Here is a 17,590-nt window from a genome sequence, read left to right as displayed (position 1 = left end):
GGTGCCAGGTAGCCGGGCGCCTTCCCCCGATCTGACGTTGCCGCCCTTCGGCAAGTACTGCCGGTCGACACTGCGACCGGCTGACCTAGTCATGAACCGTTCGCGCACGGCAGCCTTCAGCTAATGGGCCGGGGGTCGTCCAGTGCACGCGCCCTGCGCGCGGGCGAGGGCCCGCTTTCCGCCACGTGACCGCGTTGCCACCCGCCCTGACCGTTTGGAGATCTGACCTGGAGCGTTCATGACTGACCCGGGACGTCGCACGCGCCTGTTCGGCAGGGGCTCGTGGGCGGAGACCCGCCGAATCGCCGACATTCTCCGCAAGGAGACCATCGGCGGGGCTCTGCTGCTGGTCGGCGCGGCGCTGGCGATGGCCTGGGCCAACTCCCCCTGGTCGGTCGCCTACGAGAGCGTGCGCACCTACACGATCGGTCCAGCCTCGTTGCACCTGGATCTGGCGTTGGAGACGTGGGCCGCCGACGGGTTGCTGGCCGTCTTCTTCTTCGTGGCAGGACTGGAGCTGAAACGCGAGTTCGTCGCCGGAGACCTGCGCCACCCGAGGCGCGCCGCGGTGCCCGTCGCCGCCGCCCTCGGCGGAGTGATCGTCCCAGCCGGGCTCTACCTGCTGGTCGCCCGGAGCGTCGAGGGAGCCGCCACGGGGTGGGCGGTCCCCACTGCCACGGACATCGCCTTCGCGCTGGCGGTGCTTGCGGTGATCGGCCGGTTCCTGCCCGCGGCGCTGCGCACGTTCCTGCTCACCTTGGCCGTGGTCGACGACCTGCTGGCGATCGCCATCATCGCCGTCTTCTACACCGGTGACCTGTCGCCGGTCCCGCTCGTGGGAGCACTGGCGCCCTTGGCGATCTACACCGTGCTGGTGCAGCTCCGAGTGCGTTCGTGGTGGCTGCTGTTGCCGCTGGCCGTGACGGTCTGGGCGCTGGTGCACGCCTCGGGCGTGCATGCCACCGTCGCGGGCGTGCTGCTGGGCTTCGCTGTGCCGGTGACGCGCAGCCGGCGCGCCGGCGGTCCTGAGGCGGGCCCAGGGCTGGCCGAGCACTTCGAGCACCGCTTCCGGCCGCTTTCTGCCGGGGTGGCGGTGCCCCTCTTCGCGTTCCTGTCGGCGGGCGTGCACCTCGGCGGGCTGAACGGCGCCGTCACCGCCCTGAGCGACCCGGTCGCCATCGGCATCATCGTCGGACTGGTCGTCGGCAAACCCATCGGGATCATGGTTGCGACCTGGCTGGTGGCCCGCTTCACCCGAGCCCAGCTCGACGAGGGGCTGAGCTGGGTCGACGTGCTCGGCCTGTCGATCCTGGCAGGCATCGGCTTCACGGTGTCCCTGCTCATCGGCGAACTGGCCTTCGGCGCCGGAAGCGAGCGGGGCGACCACGTCAAGATGGCCGTGCTGACCGGCTCTGTCATCGCGGCTCTGCTGGCGGCGGTGATCCTGCGCCTGCGCAACCGCGCGTACCGGCACCTGCACGAGGCGGAGGTGGCCGACCACGACCGTGACAGCGTTCCTGACGTCTACCAGTGCCCCGACCCGGCCGACCTCGCTGTCCACCACCGGACCGGTGACGTGGACGGCGGACTCATCGGCGAAGCCCGGCGCAACAGGCCCGCATGACTCCGGCCTTGTCGTGATCGCCGGCCGGGACCTGGAGTTTCCGCGTCCTCCTCTTTCCCGAAGGCTGGGACACCTCTTTTTTGCCGGTGCACGGCAAGCAGTAACAGGCATTGCTGCACATACTCCGCTCTATCTTGCCGTGAGGTGGCCGCAGAGGACAGTCTGGAAACATGAACGACATCTGCGACAGGGCCGACTCATCCGAACCCCGCGACTACGCGCAGCCCATGGACCTGGCGGAGATAGCCGCCCGGGCCAGCGCCGACGCCGGTGGCGTTCCCGCCCAGTGGCTGAGCGAATACCTTCCGCTGCTGGCCGATGTCAGCATGACAGGGCGGCGTGTGGACGCGGCGGCGCTGTCGCGTATGCGGGAGTGTGGTGAGTCCGCCGCACAGGACGGCGTTCCCCTGCGCGCGATCATCGATGTGCACCTGAGCGCGACCTGGCTGGCCTGGCCCGTTCTGCCGGGGATCGTCCGAAGCCGGCGCGTAGGCGACCTGCGATCTGCCGGGGAAGCGGTCTTCAGGGCCGCGGACCGGTCGATCGGGGCTCTGGTGGAGGGTTATGAGTCGGCTCAGCGCCTGGTGATTCGTCGCGAGGAGGCACAGCGCAGGGAGTTCATCGACGATCTGCTCCAGGGACGCCGCGACGTGGGCACCCTCGCTGAGCGAGCGGAGCGTTTCGGGCTGCGCCTGGCCAGCGCCCACGTCGTGACGATCGCCGAGGCCGAACAGCCCTTCTTCGACGGTGGCCCGGTCTCGCGGAACGTGGAGGCGTCATTGTTGTCCCGGTTCGGGGCACGTGACATCCTGGTCGCCACGAAGGAGGGCCTGCTGGTCTGCGTGTCCCCCGGCTCCGTGCCAGGCGTGAGCGAGGCCTTCGGCTCCCTCGTCCAGGAGGCGACGAAAGGCGACCCATCGCCGCGCATCGGCGTGGGCCGTGCCCATCATGGCCCGGGCGGGGTGGTGCGCTCCTTCGAGGAGGCCCGCGGGGTGGTGTCGTTCGCCCGCCGCCTGGAGCTTCCCGAGCGGACACTGTACGCGTCCAACCTGCTCGTCCTGCAGGTGCTTCTGCGGGACAAGGCGGCGATCAGCGAACTGGTCGAGACCGTGTTGGGCCCGTTGCGGGCGGCCAGAGGAGGGCCCCGCCCGCTGCTCGACACCTTGTTCGCCTACTTCGTCACAGGCGGTGTCGCCACGCGGGCCGCCGGCCGCCTGCACATCGGCGTGCGTACGGTGACCTATCGCCTGGAGCGCATCCGTGCTTTGACCGGCTACGCCCTGGACAACCCGATTCAGCGTCACGCGCTGGAGACGGCGGCCCTCGGCGCGCGCCTGCTGGGCTGGCCCGGCGACGCCGTCACCAGCCGTAACCCGCCCCCCGTCGCGTAGAACCCTCATCGCAGGCCTCAATCAGGCGCTCGAAAAGGCGGTGAGCGGAGATCACAGGTGATCCGCCGCGGGCGTCCGGGACCGTGGCCAGCGAGCTGCGCTGTCGCTGACGGCGAAGGCCGTCGCCGGCGAGGCCGGGATCTCCTGGCCGGACCCCAGCCGGGGTCAGCCGACCAGGCCGCGGATGGTCTCGTACAGGTCGAGCACGGCCAGCGCCAGCGGGATCAGCGCGATCATCAGCAGGATGTCGGCGATGTCGCCCACCCGGCCCCAGAACGGGGACGGCTTCCCGGACGTGAGCCACAACGCCGTGCCCGCCACGCCCAGGGCGAGCACCACCAGCCCGGGGACGATCCCGTAGCGCACCACCCCGTCCGGCGCCCCGAGCACGGCTCCCGAGGCGGCCAGCGCCACGCCGAGCAGGGCCGTGGTCAGCAGCCAGATCCGCTGGCCACGGCCCTCGAAGACGCGGGCCCGCATGACCATCGACGTCGACAGCGCCACGCTCAGCGCGATCGCGGCCCAGGAGCCGTCGAGGACGAGCAGCAGCTGGGCGCCGAGCACGACGAGCGCCACCCCGCCGAGCAGCCCGCCGCAGAACCGGTCGGCGGCCACCGTTTTGTCGATCACCAGCTCGCCGTCCAGGTCACCGCCCTCGCGCCGCAGCTCCTCGGCCGTCGTCGGCAGCGCGGGCAGCGGCATGCCCGCCAGCCGGAACGACAGGGACGGGATCGCCGTCGTCAATCCCACCACGAGGGCGGCCAGCACCGCCGCCACCCCGGCCGCGGCCAGGTCGAAGCCCATGACCAGCCCCGACGCGAGCAGCCCGCAGAGCGCGGCGGCGGCCACGCCGAGGAACGCCGGCAGCCCGTCCGCCACCGCGAACCCGGTCGCCGTGGCCAGCATCAGCACCACGCCGGAGGCGGACAGCAGGTTGGCCGGCTGGAGGATGGCGCCGTCCGTGGCCGGTCCGAGCAGCCCGGCGGCGAACCCGTACGGCAGGGCCGCGTACCCGATGACCGCGCCCGACCGCGCGTCGCCGAGCGCCCGCGACAGTGCCGCCGCGGCCATCAGCAGGACCAGCGCGACGACCCCCGCGACCAGGGCCGCGGGCGCCCAGGGCGGTCCGGTCGCGAGCAGCGCGGCGGCGCCCGTGCCGAGCAGGGCGGCGGCGGCGCGCAGGCCGTAGGACCTGGTGGTGGCCGGCTGCCAGCGGCCGGTGCGCTCCAGCACGCCCGTCGCCACGGCGTCGGCCACGTCGTCGAAGACGATCTCCGGCAGCTCGTGCCCGCGCGGGCGCAGGTGCAGCAGTTCGCCGTCGCGCACGGCCAGCTCGGACAGCGTGGCGTTCAGGTCGAACGGCGGGCCGCCGAGCCGCTGGAGCACCCAGCCGCCGTGGGCCAGGCCCGCCTCGGCGAGCCCCTCCCCCGCGATGCGCAGGAGGGTGGGCAGCAGGTTGCCGAGCGGCATGTCAGGCGGCAGGCCCACATCCAGGAATCCGCGCGGGGTCACGACGGTGACCCGGCACAGGTCGGTTCCGGTGGCACTCACCCGGACGAGTTTATGGATCGGATATCGCACGCGGCGCGCCAAAAACATCGAGGAATTTTGAAATATCGCATATAACGCTTTGTCAGCGGCTTTTATGGGCCCTGATGAGTGGCAGCCTGATCGTGGTTCGCAGACCCGAGCGGCGCACGCCGCCCGAGCCTCCTGGCGGCGAGGTGCTGCTGGAGCCGCCCCCGGAAATCCCCGAAACCGTCACCGGCGGCGGGCTGACGCAACTGCTGACGTACCTGCCCATGATCGCGGGGGCCGGGGCGATGGCGCTGATGGTCACCGGCGGCGGCACCAGCAACCCGATCATGATGGTGTCCAGCGGCCTGTTCGCGGTCTCCATGATCGGCATGACCGTGGGCCAGATGATGCGCAACGCCGGTGAGCGCAAGAACCAGCTCAACGGCCGGCGCCGCGACTACTACCGCTACCTGGAGCAGGTCAGGAAGCGGGTCCGCGGCGCCGCCGCGCAGCAGCACCGGGCCATGACCTGGAACCACCCCGACCCCGCGGCGCTCTGGTCGCTGGTGATGACCAGCCGGTTGTGGGAGCGGCGGCCCCGCGACGACGACTTCGCCCAGATCAGGATCGCCACCTCGGCGCAGCGGCTGGCGCTGCCGATGATCCCGCCGGAGACCAAGCCGATCGAGGACCTCGACCCTATGACGGCGGGAGCGCTGCGCCGCTTCGTGCGCACGCACGCCACCGTGCCGGGGTTGCCCGTCGCGCTGGCGCTGCACTCGTTCGCCAGGATCACGATCAGCGGGGATCCGGACGCCGGGCGCGACCTCGTCCGCGCCGCGCTGGCGCAGGCCGCCGCCCTGCACTCGCCCGAAGAGCTGCGGATCTCGGTGTGCGCCGGAGGGGAACGGGCCGCCGAGTGGGAGCCGGTCAAGTGGCTGCCGCACGCCCTGCACCCGACCGAGGAGGACGGCGCCGGCCCGGTACGGCTGGTCGTGCGCGACCTCGGCGAGCTGGACGCCCTGCTGGGGTTCGAGCTGAAGGACCGGCCCCGGTTCAGCAAGGGGCTCGCGCTGGACGCGCTGCCCTACCACGTCGTGGTGGTGGACGGCGGCACGGTGCCCGCGGGCAGCCAGCTCGCCCTGGACGTCATCGAGGGCGTCACCGTCATCGACCTCGGCGGGGCGGCCCCGCAGGCGCCGGCGCAGCTCACCCTGCACCTCGAGGTCGGCCCCGACGAGGTGGTCAGGGTCGTCGAGGACGAGCTCGGCAAGGAGCTCAGGTCGGGGCTCGGCCGGCCCGACCGGATGGCGCGGCCCGCGTTCGCCGCCCTGGTCAGGCAGCTCGCGCCGATGCGGTCGAGCTCCGGCGGCAAGGAGGAGGAGCAGCAGGACGTGTTCGCCACGAACACGACCCTCACCGACCTGCTCAGGATCGGCGACGCGCGGCGGTTGTCGCCCGCGTCCACCTGGCAGCCCCGGCCGGTCAGGAACAGGCTACGGGTCCCGATCGGGCTCGGCGCCGACGGGCGGCCGGTCGAGCTCGACATCAAGGAGGCCGCCCAGGGCGGCATGGGGCCGCACGGGCTGGTGGTCGGCGCGACCGGTTCGGGCAAGTCGGAGCTGCTGCGCACGCTGGTGCTGGCGCTGGCGATCACCCACTCGTCCGAGACGCTGAACTTCGTGCTCGTCGACTTCAAGGGCGGCGCCACGTTCCTCGGCCTCGACGCGCTGCCGCACGTCTCGGCCGTCATCACCAACCTGGAGGACGAGCTGCCCCTCGTCGACCGCATGCACGACGCGCTCCACGGCGAGATGGTGCGCCGCCAGGAGCTGCTGCGCGCGGCCGGCAACCACGCCTCCCTGCGCGACTACGAGCAGGCCCGCGAGCAGGGCGCCGACCTGCGGCCGCTGCCGACGTTGTTCATCGTGCTGGACGAGTTCAGCGAGCTGCTGACGGCCAAACCGGAGTTCGTCGAGCTGTTCGTGATGATCGGCCGGCTCGGCCGGTCGCTGGGCGTGCACCTGCTGCTGGCCTCGCAGCGGCTGGAGGCGGGACGGCTGCGCGGGCTGGACACGCACCTGTCGTACCGGATCGGGTTGCGCACCTTCTCGGCGGCCGAGAGCCGCGCCGTGCTCGGGGTGGCGGACGCGTACTCGCTGCCGCCCGAGCCGGGCAACGCCTACCTCATGTTCGAGACCACCGGCATGACGCGGTTCAAGGCCGCGTACGTGTCGGGGCCGCACCGGGCGGACGCGGCGCGCATCCCCACCGTGTCGGCGCGCTCCGGCCACCGCGGGAAGATCGTCTGGTACGGCCCCGAGCGGGTGCCCCTGCCACCGGTGGCTGAGACGCCCCCGCCCCAGGACGACGCGGAGAAGCAGGGCAAGCAGGACAGCCTGCTGGACATCGTGGTCGGGCGGCTGGCCGGCCAGGGGCCCGCGGCGCACCGGATCTGGCTGCCGCCGCTCAAGGAGCCCGCCTCGCTCGACCGGCTGCTGCCGCCCATCCAGGCCGCCCCCGGGCACGGGCTCACCGCGGCGGGCACCGGGCAGGAGCGGCCCGGGCGGCTGCACGCCGTGGCCGGCATCGTGGACAGCCCGTTCGACCAGCGGCGGGACCCGTACTGGCTGGATCTGTCGGGGGCGGCGGGCAACGTCGCCGTCGTCGGCGCGCCGCAGACCGGCAAGAGCACGCTGCTGCGCACGCTGATCACCTCGCTCGCGCTCACGCACACCCCCAAGGAGGTGCAGTTCTACTGCCTGGACTTCGGCGGCGGCACGCTGTCGGCGCTGTCCGGGCTGCCGCACGTGGGCGGCGTCGCCACCCGGCTCGACGCCGACGCGGTGCGCAGGACGGTGGCCGAGATGAGGACGCTGCTCGACCGCCGCGAGCAGCTGTTCGTGGAGCGCGGGATCGACTCCATGGCCACCTACCGGCGGATGGTCGCCTCGGGCGCCTACGAGGGTGACGGCTGGGGGGACGTGTTCCTCGTGGTGGACGGCTGGGCGATCGTGCGCCAGGAGTACGAGCAGCTCGAACCCGACCTCGCCGACCTGGTCACCCGCGGTCTCGGCTTCGGCATCCACGTCGCCGGCACCGCCAACCGGTGGATGGAGTTCCGCTCCTCCGTCCGTGACCTGCTCGGCACCCGGCTGGAGCTGCGGCTCGGCGACACGTTCGACTCCGAGATCGACCGCAAGGCGGCCGCCAACGTGCCCGAGCGGGCTCCGGGACGCGGGCTCACGCGCGAGGCGCTGCACTTCCTCGCCGCGCTGCCGCGCATCGACGGCCGCTCCACCGTGGACGACCTGTCCGACGGGGTGAGCGGCCTCGTCGAGGCCGCGGCGGCCGCGTGGCACGACCACCCGGCCCCGCCCGTACGCCTGCTCCCCTCCCTGCTGCCCGCGCACACGCTCCCGCGCGGCACCGGGGACCCGGCCGCGGACGGAGCCCGCGTGCCGATCGGGATCGACGAGGCCGCCCTGGCGCCGGTGTCGCTGGACTTCGGCGCCGACCCGCACTTCGTGGTGTTCGGCGACACCGAGAGCGGCAAGACCAACCTGCTGCGCCTGATCGCCGGCGGCATCGCGAGCACGCACACCCCCATGCAGGCGCGGTTCGTCGTCATCGACTACCGGCGCACGCTCCTCGACGCCACCGACACCGAGCACCGCATCGGCTACGCCGCCTCCAGCACCGCCGCCGCCACCCTGCTGAAAGGCGTGCAGGAGGTGCTGCAGACGCGCCTGCCGCCGCCGGACCTCACCTCGGAGCAGCTGCGGACGCGCAGCTGGTGGACCGGGCAGGACCTGTACGTGATCGTGGACGACTACGACCTCGTGGCCACCTCCAGCAACCCGCTCACCGTGCTCGGCGACCTGTTGCCCCAGGCCAGGGACATCGGCCTGCACGTGGTGCTGGCGCGGGCCATGGGCGGGGCGGGACGCAGCATGCTCGACCCGGTCGTGCGGCGGCTGAAGGAGATGAACTCGCCGGCCGTGCTGCTGTCGGGGCCCAGGGACGAGGGGCAGCTGTTCGGCAACGTACGGCCGCGCAAGCTCCCGGTGGGGCGCGGTCTCTACGTGGACCGGCGGTCGGGCGAGAGGCTCATCCAGACCGCCTACCTGGGCTGAGGGGTTCCGGCGGGCCCGGGTCTTCCGGGGCTCAGCGGTCGAGGTCGCGCTGGATGCGGGCCAGCTCGGCCGTCGCCTGGTCCATGGCGGCCTCGTACGCTTCCTGCGCCTCCCGCATGCGCAGGTCGGCGGGGTTGGCGTCGACGGCCAGGTCGAGCGGGCCCTCCCCCAGGACGTCGCCGAGCAGCTCGGCCGATCTGGCCTGCATGTCGGCCAGCGCCTCGGCGATCAGGGTCAGGATCGTCTCGGAGAGCCGCTGCGAACCCCACCGCATGGCGCGCGGGTCGATGTCGAGGCCCGTGACGCCCTGCGCGGAGCACTCGACCGTCACCAGCTTGGCCTGGTCGCGCGCGACGCCCTTGACGGCGAGCACCCGCTGGTAGAGCTCGTCCATCTCGGCGGCGGGCCGCTGCGCCTCGGCCACCAGCCGGTCGATGGCCTCCTCCTCGAACGCCGCCATCACCCCGTCACCCTTTCCCCTGCCATCACGCGCTCTCCACGGGCCCGGCCGGATCCCCAGTTCCCGCGGACCCGGTCGGACCCGCGTTCGCCTGCGGCGAGCTCTCCAGCTGGGTGTCGCTGAGCCCGCTTGCGACCGCCGACTGACCCATCGTTCCGGCGGTCAGCGCGACCGTGCCGCCCACCAGCGCCTGCTTGGCCGGCGACATCTCCGCCAGCTTCTGCGCCACCTTGCCGAGCACGCCCTTGCCGCCCTCGGCGAACGTTCTCGCCCTGGCCGCGATCGTCGCGGCCTGGTGGTCCGCCCTGCGCCCGAACCCGGTGGCGGCCACCTCGGCGGCCACCCTGGTGAACGGGTTCACCGCGGCGACCCTGTGCATCACACCCGCCGCGAGGATGCCCGCGCCGGTGGCGAAGACGGCCTTGCCGAGGACGTCGTACACGTTGGCGGTGACGCGCAGGGTCTCGGCCGTCGCCCTCGGCGAGGCGACCTTCTGCGCGGCGTCGTCGGAGTAGGCCAGCACGGTGTTCTTGTAGAGCTCGGCGCTGGGGGCGGACCACTCGACGCCGCGGGTGGAGGAGTCCACCAGGTCGGGGTGCCGCTCCAGTGCCGCGGCCAGCCGCTCCCACCCGTCGGCCGCCGCCTGCTGCTGGGCGGTGTCGCCGTACATCAGGGGCAGGAGCAGCGTGGCGTAGCGGGCGCGGTTCCAGCCGAGGAGCATCGAGCCGGTCGTCGCCATGGCCGAGCCCTCGATGACCGACCACGGTTGTTCAAGCACGGAGCCTCGCTTTCACGCCTGGATGCCGGTCCGGGACCGGGTTCGCGGGTCGACCGGCATGTCCGCGGCCGGCCCCGCCGCGCTCGCGTCGCCGTCCGTGTAGCCGTTGGCCGTGCTGTACGCCTTGGCGTGGATGTCGGCCACCTCGTCGCGCTTGGCCGACAGATATCTGCGCGCGGCCGCCTTGACGTCGTCGAGGGCCTGCCCGAGCGACCCGCCGAGCAGCCCGAAGGCGCCGTACGCCCCGGAGGTGAGCTCGACCTGCCCGATGGCCCGGCTCATCTCCTCCAGGTCCCGCATGGGCGCGGCGGCCATGCTCCGGCCCATCGCGCGGATCGACTCCACCTGGGCCGCGACCGAGTCCTGGGTCATGATCTCACCCCACCACCGGCGGGCCGCCGTCGATCGCCGGCCGGAAGAAGTCGTCATCGCCCTTCGGCGCGAGCGAGCGGCGGCCCGCCCGCCCGTCCTGCGGCACCGCTCCGCCCATCGGCATGAACGGCACTCCGCCGCTCGCCGTGACGCCCGCCTCTCCTCCGGCCACGGGTGCCCGGATCGCGGTCGGCGTGGCGCCCACGACCGGCACGGTGCCCGGCCGCACGGAGGGGCCGGTCTCGGCCGCGACGCTCCTGGTCCGCACCGGGTCCCTGGCGGCGGACGGATCGTGGCCCGTGACAGGGGACGGCCCGCCCTCGCGCCTGAGCGCGGGCACGGAGGCCGTGACGGGCGGGGGCGTTCCGAACGCGGGCGGCTGTCCCGGCTGGCGCCCGTCCTGGCGCGCGAGCGCCGGAGTCGCCGTGCCCGGCCGCGCGGTGCCCGCCCCGGCCGCCGTCGTGGTGGGAGCGGGGTACGGCACGCCCGCGTTCCCCGGCGGCCCGCCGCCCGGGTTGCCCGCCGCCGGCCCGCCGGCGGGGTTGCCGGCTGGGTTGCCGGCTGGGTTGCCGGCGGGGGCGCCCGCCGGCGAACCGGCGGGCGCGGGCCGGGAGCCCGGCGTCGCGGCCAGGTCGGTGGCGGCCCGCCCCGCGCCGTCGTACGGCGGTGCTCCGTGGTCACCGCTCCGCAACGGCGTCGCCACCTGCTGGGAAGGCGGCAGGTACGGCGCCGGCGAGGCCAGTTCGGCGTCCCAGGGCAGCCGCTCAGGCAGGGCCGTGTGCGCCTGGTGGTAGGCGCCGTTCAGCTTCGTCATGAACTCCCGCGCGTCGGCGTCGGGATCGTTGGCCGGCATCGACTGCCCCGCCCCCATGCCGCTGGCCTCCACCCAGTACGTGCGCTGCTCCGTGGCCTGGTCGAAACGTTCCTTGGCCGAGACCAGCTCGCGGCTCACCAGATCGAGCGAGGGCGGCACGCCGTCCACGCCGTCCCGCAGCGCCTGCAGGTACGTCTGGAGCCGGTTCATCCGGGCGAGCATGGCCCTGGCCGACGCCCCGCCCCAGTTGCCGTCGGCCACCAGGCGGGCCGCGCTGTCCCCAAGCGTCGTGATCGTGGTGGTGAGCAGCTCGGACGCCGCCCTGTAGGCGTCCGCGACGGGCCCGAACTCCTCCGGCCTGGTCCCCATGACCATCCGCCGGATCTCCTCGCGCCCGCCGTACCCGTGGGCGTTCCCGCCCTGGAGGCAGCCGTTCTTGATCGGCTTCGGTTCCGGCACCGCGTTTCCTCTATTCCTTGCCCGGCGCCGCGCCGGCCCGCTGGTCGGCGTCCAGCACGGTGCCGGCGGTCGCCGCGAGGTCGTCGACGACCCGCTGGACCTGCTCCATGACGAAGCCGAGCGAGTCACAGGTGGCCACCCTGGCCCGGACCACCGTGCCGGCGTACCCCTGGGCGATGTCCCAGTCGCCCGCAGCCGCCGGGGACAGATCGGGCACCTGGTACCTGGCCGCCTCCAGCCGGGGCAGCAGCTCCCTGGTCAGCTTGCCGGCCACGTCGAGGAGCACCTCAGGCTCGCACCTCACCGTGTCGCCCGCGGTGGCCGGGTCGATGAGCGGCTCGTCCACCGTGGCTCAGGTGCCCCATCGGCGCATGTTGGCGTGCTCGGCGTCCCGCATGATCTGCGTCGCGTCCTGCAGCGCGGGACTGAAGCGCTGCATGGTGTCGCCCATGGACACCACCGCGCTGTTCCACTCGCTCTTGGCCGCCAGGTAGACGTCCTTGGCGGCGCCGTCCCAGGTCTCCAGGATCTTCAGGTCGCTTTCCAGGTCGGTCAGCTCGCCGGTCAGGTTCGCGTAGGCCCGGCCCAGCTCCGCCGCGATCTCATCCATCTCGTCGAAATTCGCGAGGATGATCTCTCCGCCACCGGTCATGGTGATTCTCCGTTCGTCAGACTTGGCCGGCGCTCAGCGCGGCCTTGAGCCGGGCTGCGACGTCGCTCGCGTTGGTGTTCGCCTCGTCGTACTGGATGCCCGAGCCCTTGAGGTTCTCCGCGATCGTGTGCAGCGCGTCGATGACCCTCTTGAACTGCGGGTTCCACTCGTTGAGCACCTGGGTGAAAACGGTCGCCGACTGGCCCTGCCAGGCGCTGCCGAGCGTCGCCGGGATCTGGGTCAGCCGGTTGTGGATCTGCATGATGTTCTGGTGGGCGATCAGCGCGCGTTCTGCGGCGCTGTGCTGGCTGCCCGCCTCATAACGTGTGGGCTCTGGCACGTGCACCTCTCGGTCTCGTGGCCCGGAAATCTCGACCGGGTTCCCCGTACTTTCCGATCAACGTAAGTGGGGGCGAACGAGGCGGGCTACCCTTTCAACTTTCCTGTAAGTGTCACTGCGCTCCCCGCGACGTTCCCCGCGCGCCAGCCCCGGCGACGGGCCCTGGGCAGCGTCAACGCCAGGAAGACCACCAGCGTGGTGGCGCCGAGCGCGCTCGCGGCGATCCCGATGGCGATGGCCTGCTTGCGGGCGTCCGGCACCGGGGCTCTGGCCAGCACGATCGGCGGCGCGGCGGCCCTCTCCTCGGCGGGCGGCGTCACCGAGGTGACCGCCAGCAGCGGGTTGATCAGGCCGGCTCCGGTGCCCGCCGCACCTCCGCCCTCGGCCGTACGCTCCAGCCTGCGCTTGATCTGCCAGTGGTCGAGGTCGGGGTGCCTGGCTCTGACCAGCGCGACCACGCCGGACACGAACGGGGCGGCGAAGCTGGTGCCGTCCAGTTCCGTACGGTACCCGCCGCCGGTCCAGGCGCTGGTGATCCCGGCCCCCGGAGCGGTGACCGAGATGCGGGTCACGCCGTTGGAGAACTCCGACTTCGCGCCGTCGGGCGAGGCCGAGCCGACCGCGATCACGCCGGGATACTCCGCCGGGTACGCCGCCGCGACGGCGCCGTCGTCCTGCTTGACGTTGCCCGCGGCCGCCACGATCACCGCGTCCTTGTCCTGCGCGTACGTCACGGCCGCCTTCAGGTCCGGGTGGTCCTGGGCCTGCACGGACACGTTGATCACGTCGGCGCCGAGGTCGGCGGCCCGCCTGATGCCCCTGGCCAGCCTCGCCACGTCGCCGGAGCGCCCCTCCGTCTGTTTGATCGACAGGATTCTCGCGTCCGGCGCGACCCCCATCACGGGCACGCCGCGCGAGGTGAGGTCACGACCGGCGATGATCCCGGCGACGGCCGTGCCGTGGCCCACGCAGTCGCGTCTGCCGGTGCCGGTGAGGTCCTCCTGCCGGATCACCACGCCGGACAGCTGGGGGTGGGTGGCGTCCACGCCGCTGTCGACCACGGCCACCGTCACGCCTTCGCCCCTGGTGAGCCGCCACACCCGCTCGAACCGCAGCCGCTGCTGCGGCCATGGCTCGCCGGTGACCTCCGCCACGCCTGGCTCGGGTTCGCAGCGCACCGCGGGAGTGGTCGCGGGGGTGGGGGCGGGCGAGGGGGTGGGGCTGAGGGCGAGTGCCAGGCCGATGGCCGTGGCGCCGGTCCAGGAGAATGGCACAGTACGGAGTCTGGTGATATTTCCGTTTTGTAGTCACTCTCTTACAAATATCTTGAAATAAGGCCTTGCCAGGTCAGGCCCGAGATAGGCAGGTGTCGGCAGGTTCGTCGACGTGGAGAGTGAACAGTGGGGACACCTCAGGCCGAGGGCGGCGACGCGCACGGCGACCCCAGGGCCGGCCTGGGCCTGTCGGCCGAACAGCGTGACGTGCACAGCTACACCTCCCCGAAAACCGGGCTCACCACGGAGTGGACCGAGGATCCCGCCAACGTCGAGGAGGCGTACGCCGACCACATCCACTTCCACCGCAACGGCGACTACCCCGCCGAGCCGCCCGCCCCTGCGGCCCAGCAGGAGTACGCCGACCTGCTCGCCCGCAACCGCGTCGACCCGGGCACGGCGAAGGACGAACTGTTCATCAAGATCGGCGCCTACGAGGACCCCGCCTCAGGGAAGACGCTGCCGACCTCCCCGGTGGAACAGCTCCGGCATGACCTCGAACGCCTGCAGGGCGAGACGGGCGGGCAGAGCCTCAAGGTGCGCCTCACCCTCGCCGCGCTCAGCGAACGCGACCTCGGGGCCTGGCAGGCCGCCACCGACTTCAAGGCGACCACCGACATGGCGCAGTCCACGCTGGGTGCGGCCGTCGAGCGCGTGTACTCGGTGTACGCCGCCGTGCTGCAGGCGCTCGACGAGACCGTCAAGACCGCCAAGAACGCCGACCAGGCCGCCACCGGCGCCTGATCCCGCGCAGCGACGAGGGGACGATGACTGAGTACTGGGTCGAACCGCTCAAGGACACCAGGGCGCCGCAGATCGAGGACACGATGCCCGTCGGCGGCGACGGCGACGCGGAGAGCAGCGACGGTGTCTCCGCGCTCATCCAGAGCACCAAGCCGGACCGGGTCGCCGAGGCGGGCCGGCAGTACAAGGCGATCGCCGACATGTGCGAGGAGTCCGTGGAGCTCCTGTACAAGCAGGCCGGATCCATCGCGGAGACGCTCGGCGGCGAGACCCTGGAGCAGGTCTTCAAGACCATCGGCGAGCTGCAGAAGGACCTCGCGCGCATCGCCTTCGCCGCCCGGTCCGTCGGCGAGCCCCTCCGCTGGTACGGCGAGGAGGTGCTCCCCTGGTTCCACCACAACGTGCCGAGGACGGGCGGCGTCGGGCTCGACGACTCGGTCGGCGACTTCTTCGGCAGCGACACCAACGGCCACGCCCTCGCCCGGCACCACCTGCGGCAGCTCAACCGGTTCATGGGTGAGGCGTACAACGCCATGGGCGACTACGTCGAACAGCGGTCCAGGGCGCCGCAGACCGGCATGAGCGGCGCGTTCGGCCCGCAGCCCCGCCTGGGGTCGGACGGCGGCCCGTACCTGGGCTCGCCGTACGGGTCGCCCGGTCTCGGCGGCACGCCCGGGCTGGGCGGCCCGGACGTCCCCGGCCTCGACGACCCCTCCCTGCGAGACCCGTCCTTGCGGGATCCGTCCCTGCAGGATCCGTCGCTCAAGGACCCGTCACAGCAGGACCCGTCACAGCAGGACCCGTCGCTCAAGGACCCGTCACAGCAGGACCCGTCGCTGCAGGACCCGTCACAGCAGGACCCGTCGCTGCAGGACGCCGCCCAGAACCCCGACCTCAAGACGCCGGACCTGAAGACCCCCGAGGTCAAGTCGCCGGACCTGCCCCAGCCCCCCTCGCCGACGGACCTGTCCGCCGTGCCGCAGACCTCACCGCAGAACCTCGGGAACGTCCCCGCCACCGGGCCGGGCGCGCCCTCCGGCAGCGCCCCCGCCACGCAGCTCGGGAGCACGACGGCGACGCCCCCGGTCGGCGGGCGGTTCGGGGCGGCCGGCATGCCGATGGGCATGATCCCGCCGATGATGGGCGGCGCCGGGCAGGGCGGGCAGGAGCGGGACCGGGAGCGCGCCACGTTCCCGCTGGTGGAGGACGAGGCCTTCGAGACCGATGACATGGGCGGCCCGTCCGTGATCGCATGACTGTGATCACCGAGCGGGTCCGCGGCTACCGGCTGCTGGAGCGGGCCGGTCAGGACGGCCCCTGGGTCGTGCACCTGGCGCGGTCCGCGGCGGCCGGGGCCGACGTGCTGGTCAAGACGCTCGCCTGCCATCGGGTGGACAAGCGGGCGCTCAAGCGGATCGTCCGCGGATTCGGTTTCCCCGAGACGCTGGCCGCCCACGCGGGCGTCGTCCCGGTGCTGGAGGTCGGGGCTACCGGGGACGGGCGGCCGTACCTCGTGACGCCGGTGCACGAGGGCCTCACGCTGGCCGAGCGGCCCGGACGGAGCCTGCCGATGCCGCCCGCCCAGGCGGCGGGGCTGCTGCGGTCGGTGGCGGGCGCGCTCGCCGCCACCCACGCGGTGGGCGGCGTGCACGGGCGCGTCAAGCAGGAGAACGTCATCGTGACGGCCGGCGGGGTGGCGCTCACCGGGTTCGCCATGTCCGCGCTCATGTCCATCGTGGAACTGCCCGACGGGACCGTGCCCTCGGTGCACGCGGCACCGGAGGAGCTCGAGGGCCGCGCGCCGGCGCCCGCGTCCGACGTGTACGCGCTCGGGTCGATGGTGTACGAGCTGCTCGCGGGGCGGCCCGCGTTCCCGCTGGACGGGCCGGCGAGCACGGCCAAGTTCACGCTCGGGGTGCTGACGGAGAGCCCTGCGCCGCTCCCCGCCGGGCTGCCGGGCGAGCTGGCGGACCTCGTGGCAAAGGCGATGTCCAAGGACCCCGCGGCCCGTCCGGCCGCCACCGACCTGGCCGCCTTCACCATCGGCGCCGCGGGACGAGCGCCCGCGTCCGCCCCGGGTCGCGCGCCCGCCGGGGGTGTGCGGGCGCCGCTCGGCGGGGGCCTGCCCGCTCCGGGGCCGGACCTGCCGCTCCCCCGCCCGCCTGCCGACCGGCCGTACGCCGGGGCGCCGGACGGGGAGGAGGACCCGGAGAGGTTCGAGCGGTCGGCCCCCCGCGAGCTGGTCTGGACGGTGGACCCCGACCGCTCGCAGGTGAGGCCGCCCGCCGGACCTCAGCCCTTCCTGCCGCCGCCTCCCGACGTCGCTCCGGAGGAGGCGCCCGCGCAGGAGCAGCCCGCCGGCAGGAGGGTTCCGCTGTTCGTGGCGGGCGCGTCGGCGCTGGCCGTGCTCGTGGGCGTGGGCAGCGTGGCCCTGGCCATGAGCGGCGGCTCCGGCACCGAGGTGCAGCAGCGGCAGCCCGTGGCCGCCACCGCCCCCGGCGACCCGGACCCCGCCACCCCGCCTCGGGCCGACCGGCAACCGCCGGCCGTCCCGCAGACCTCCCAGCCGGACCAGAACTCCCCGCCGGACGAGTCGCGCACGCGGCCATCGTCCGGCCCCGCGACGTCGCCGCCCGCCGACCGGCCGGTCACCGACCCGCGGGACGTCGCCAGGTACCGTCCGAAGAGCCTCAAGGTGGTCGCCGACAACGGCACCACGGTGACGCTGGCCTGGAAGGCGGTGCGCAAGAGCGGCTATCCCACGGTCGTTCAGCAGGCCCCGGGCGATCGCCTGATGTCGGCGACCGGCGACGCCGGCACGTACACCGTCGGCGGCCTGGACCCGGCCACCGGCTACTGCTTCAAGGTCGGCGCCGTGGTCGCCCTCGGCCAGCCCTCGTCCGTCGCCTGGTCGCCGGCGCTGTGCATCCGCGGAGCCACGGAGGCGGACCCGCGCGGGCAGGACGACGAGACCCAGCCTCCCATCGTGCTCCCCCCGGCCACCCTGCCTCCCTCCTGACGGCTCTCC

Annotated in this window: 15 protein-coding genes; 6 read left to right on the top strand and 9 right to left on the bottom strand. The window is 73.1% G+C overall.

The features are described 5' to 3' along the window. Nucleotides 1-238 precede the first annotated feature (238 nt). Nucleotides 239-1,624 carry a Na+/H+ antiporter NhaA gene (nhaA, locus tag ABGA98_RS33510; protein ID WP_347622425.1) on the top strand — a complete coding sequence of 462 codons (1,386 nt, stop codon included), beginning with the start codon at nucleotides 239-241 and terminating at the stop codon, nucleotides 1,622-1,624. A 170-nt stretch (nucleotides 1,625-1,794) separates the two neighbouring features. After that, the gene (locus tag ABGA98_RS33505; protein WP_347622424.1) at nucleotides 1,795-3,015 is read left to right on the top strand and encodes a helix-turn-helix domain-containing protein; all 1,221 of its coding nucleotides are present in this window, start codon (nucleotides 1,795-1,797) and stop codon (nucleotides 3,013-3,015) included. A gap of 165 nt (nucleotides 3,016-3,180) precedes the next feature. On the opposite strand, the gene eccD is transcribed toward ABGA98_RS33505, so the two are convergent. Next, complete coding sequence (gene eccD, locus ABGA98_RS33500; RefSeq protein ID WP_347622423.1) at nucleotides 3,181-4,566, bottom strand: type VII secretion integral membrane protein EccD; 1,386 nt, start codon at nucleotides 4,564-4,566, stop codon at nucleotides 3,181-3,183. 104 nt (nucleotides 4,567-4,670) lie between these two features. Between eccD and eccCa the strand changes: the two genes are divergently transcribed. After that, nucleotides 4,671-8,669 (top strand): type VII secretion protein EccCa, encoded by a 3,999-nt coding sequence (eccCa, locus tag ABGA98_RS33495; protein WP_347622422.1) that lies wholly within the window; start codon nucleotides 4,671-4,673, stop codon nucleotides 8,667-8,669. 31 nt (nucleotides 8,670-8,700) lie between these two features. Here the strand turns inward: eccCa and ABGA98_RS33490 are convergent, their stop codons facing one another. The 8 genes from ABGA98_RS33490 to mycP all read right to left on the bottom strand — a co-directional run bounded on the left by ABGA98_RS33490 (nucleotide 8,701) and on the right by mycP (nucleotide 13,818). After that, nucleotides 8,701-9,129: a YbaB/EbfC family nucleoid-associated protein gene (locus ABGA98_RS33490; RefSeq protein WP_347622421.1), complete on the bottom strand. Its 429-nt coding sequence runs from the start codon at nucleotides 9,127-9,129 to the stop codon at nucleotides 8,701-8,703. A 25-nt stretch (nucleotides 9,130-9,154) separates the two neighbouring features. After that, on the bottom strand, nucleotides 9,155-9,907 hold the full coding sequence (locus tag ABGA98_RS33485; protein WP_347622420.1) for a hypothetical protein: 753 nt from the start codon (nucleotides 9,905-9,907) through the stop codon (nucleotides 9,155-9,157). 12 nt (nucleotides 9,908-9,919) lie between these two features. Beyond that, the gene (locus tag ABGA98_RS33480) at nucleotides 9,920-10,279 is read right to left on the bottom strand and encodes a hypothetical protein (protein WP_347622419.1); all 360 of its coding nucleotides are present in this window, start codon (nucleotides 10,277-10,279) and stop codon (nucleotides 9,920-9,922) included. A 4-nt stretch (nucleotides 10,280-10,283) separates the two neighbouring features. After that, nucleotides 10,284-11,552: a hypothetical protein gene (locus tag ABGA98_RS33475; protein WP_347622418.1), complete on the bottom strand. Its 1,269-nt coding sequence runs from the start codon at nucleotides 11,550-11,552 to the stop codon at nucleotides 10,284-10,286. A gap of 10 nt (nucleotides 11,553-11,562) precedes the next feature. Further along, nucleotides 11,563-11,898, bottom strand: coding sequence for a hypothetical protein (locus ABGA98_RS33470; RefSeq protein ID WP_347622417.1), 336 nt, complete (start codon nucleotides 11,896-11,898; stop codon nucleotides 11,563-11,565). A 6-nt stretch (nucleotides 11,899-11,904) separates the two neighbouring features. Continuing rightward, complete coding sequence (locus ABGA98_RS33465; RefSeq protein WP_347622416.1) at nucleotides 11,905-12,204, bottom strand: WXG100 family type VII secretion target; 300 nt, start codon at nucleotides 12,202-12,204, stop codon at nucleotides 11,905-11,907. Nucleotides 12,205-12,220: 16 nt separating this feature from the next. Beyond that, entirely contained in the window at nucleotides 12,221-12,544 is a 324-nt protein-coding gene (locus tag ABGA98_RS33460; protein ID WP_347622415.1) for a WXG100 family type VII secretion target, read from the bottom strand. A gap of 86 nt (nucleotides 12,545-12,630) precedes the next feature. Next, nucleotides 12,631-13,818: a type VII secretion-associated serine protease mycosin gene (gene mycP, locus ABGA98_RS33455; protein WP_347622414.1), complete on the bottom strand. Its 1,188-nt coding sequence runs from the start codon at nucleotides 13,816-13,818 to the stop codon at nucleotides 12,631-12,633. A gap of 126 nt (nucleotides 13,819-13,944) precedes the next feature. Between mycP and ABGA98_RS33450 the strand changes: the two genes are divergently transcribed. The 3 genes from ABGA98_RS33450 to ABGA98_RS33440 are packed head-to-tail and all read left to right on the top strand — an operon-like array spanning nucleotide 13,945 to nucleotide 17,581. Next, nucleotides 13,945-14,562 carry a hypothetical protein gene (locus tag ABGA98_RS33450; RefSeq protein WP_347622413.1) on the top strand — a complete coding sequence of 206 codons (618 nt, stop codon included), beginning with the start codon at nucleotides 13,945-13,947 and terminating at the stop codon, nucleotides 14,560-14,562. Between the two features lie 23 nt (nucleotides 14,563-14,585). Continuing rightward, the gene (locus ABGA98_RS33445; RefSeq protein ID WP_347622412.1) at nucleotides 14,586-15,818 is read left to right on the top strand and encodes a hypothetical protein; all 1,233 of its coding nucleotides are present in this window, start codon (nucleotides 14,586-14,588) and stop codon (nucleotides 15,816-15,818) included. Continuing rightward, nucleotides 15,815-17,581: a protein kinase gene (locus ABGA98_RS33440; protein ID WP_347622411.1), complete on the top strand. Its 1,767-nt coding sequence runs from the start codon at nucleotides 15,815-15,817 to the stop codon at nucleotides 17,579-17,581. Before ABGA98_RS33445 ends, ABGA98_RS33440 begins: the two co-directional genes overlap by 4 nt. The last annotated feature ends 9 nt before the right edge of the window (nucleotides 17,582-17,590 follow it).

Origin of the sequence: Nonomuraea sp. B1E8 (assembly GCF_039871515.1) — a bacterium.
Lineage (GTDB): Bacteria > Actinomycetota > Actinomycetes > Streptosporangiales > Streptosporangiaceae > Nonomuraea.
Note: the sequence above shows the minus strand (reverse complement) of the source record. Positions and strands in the feature narration are given on the sequence as shown.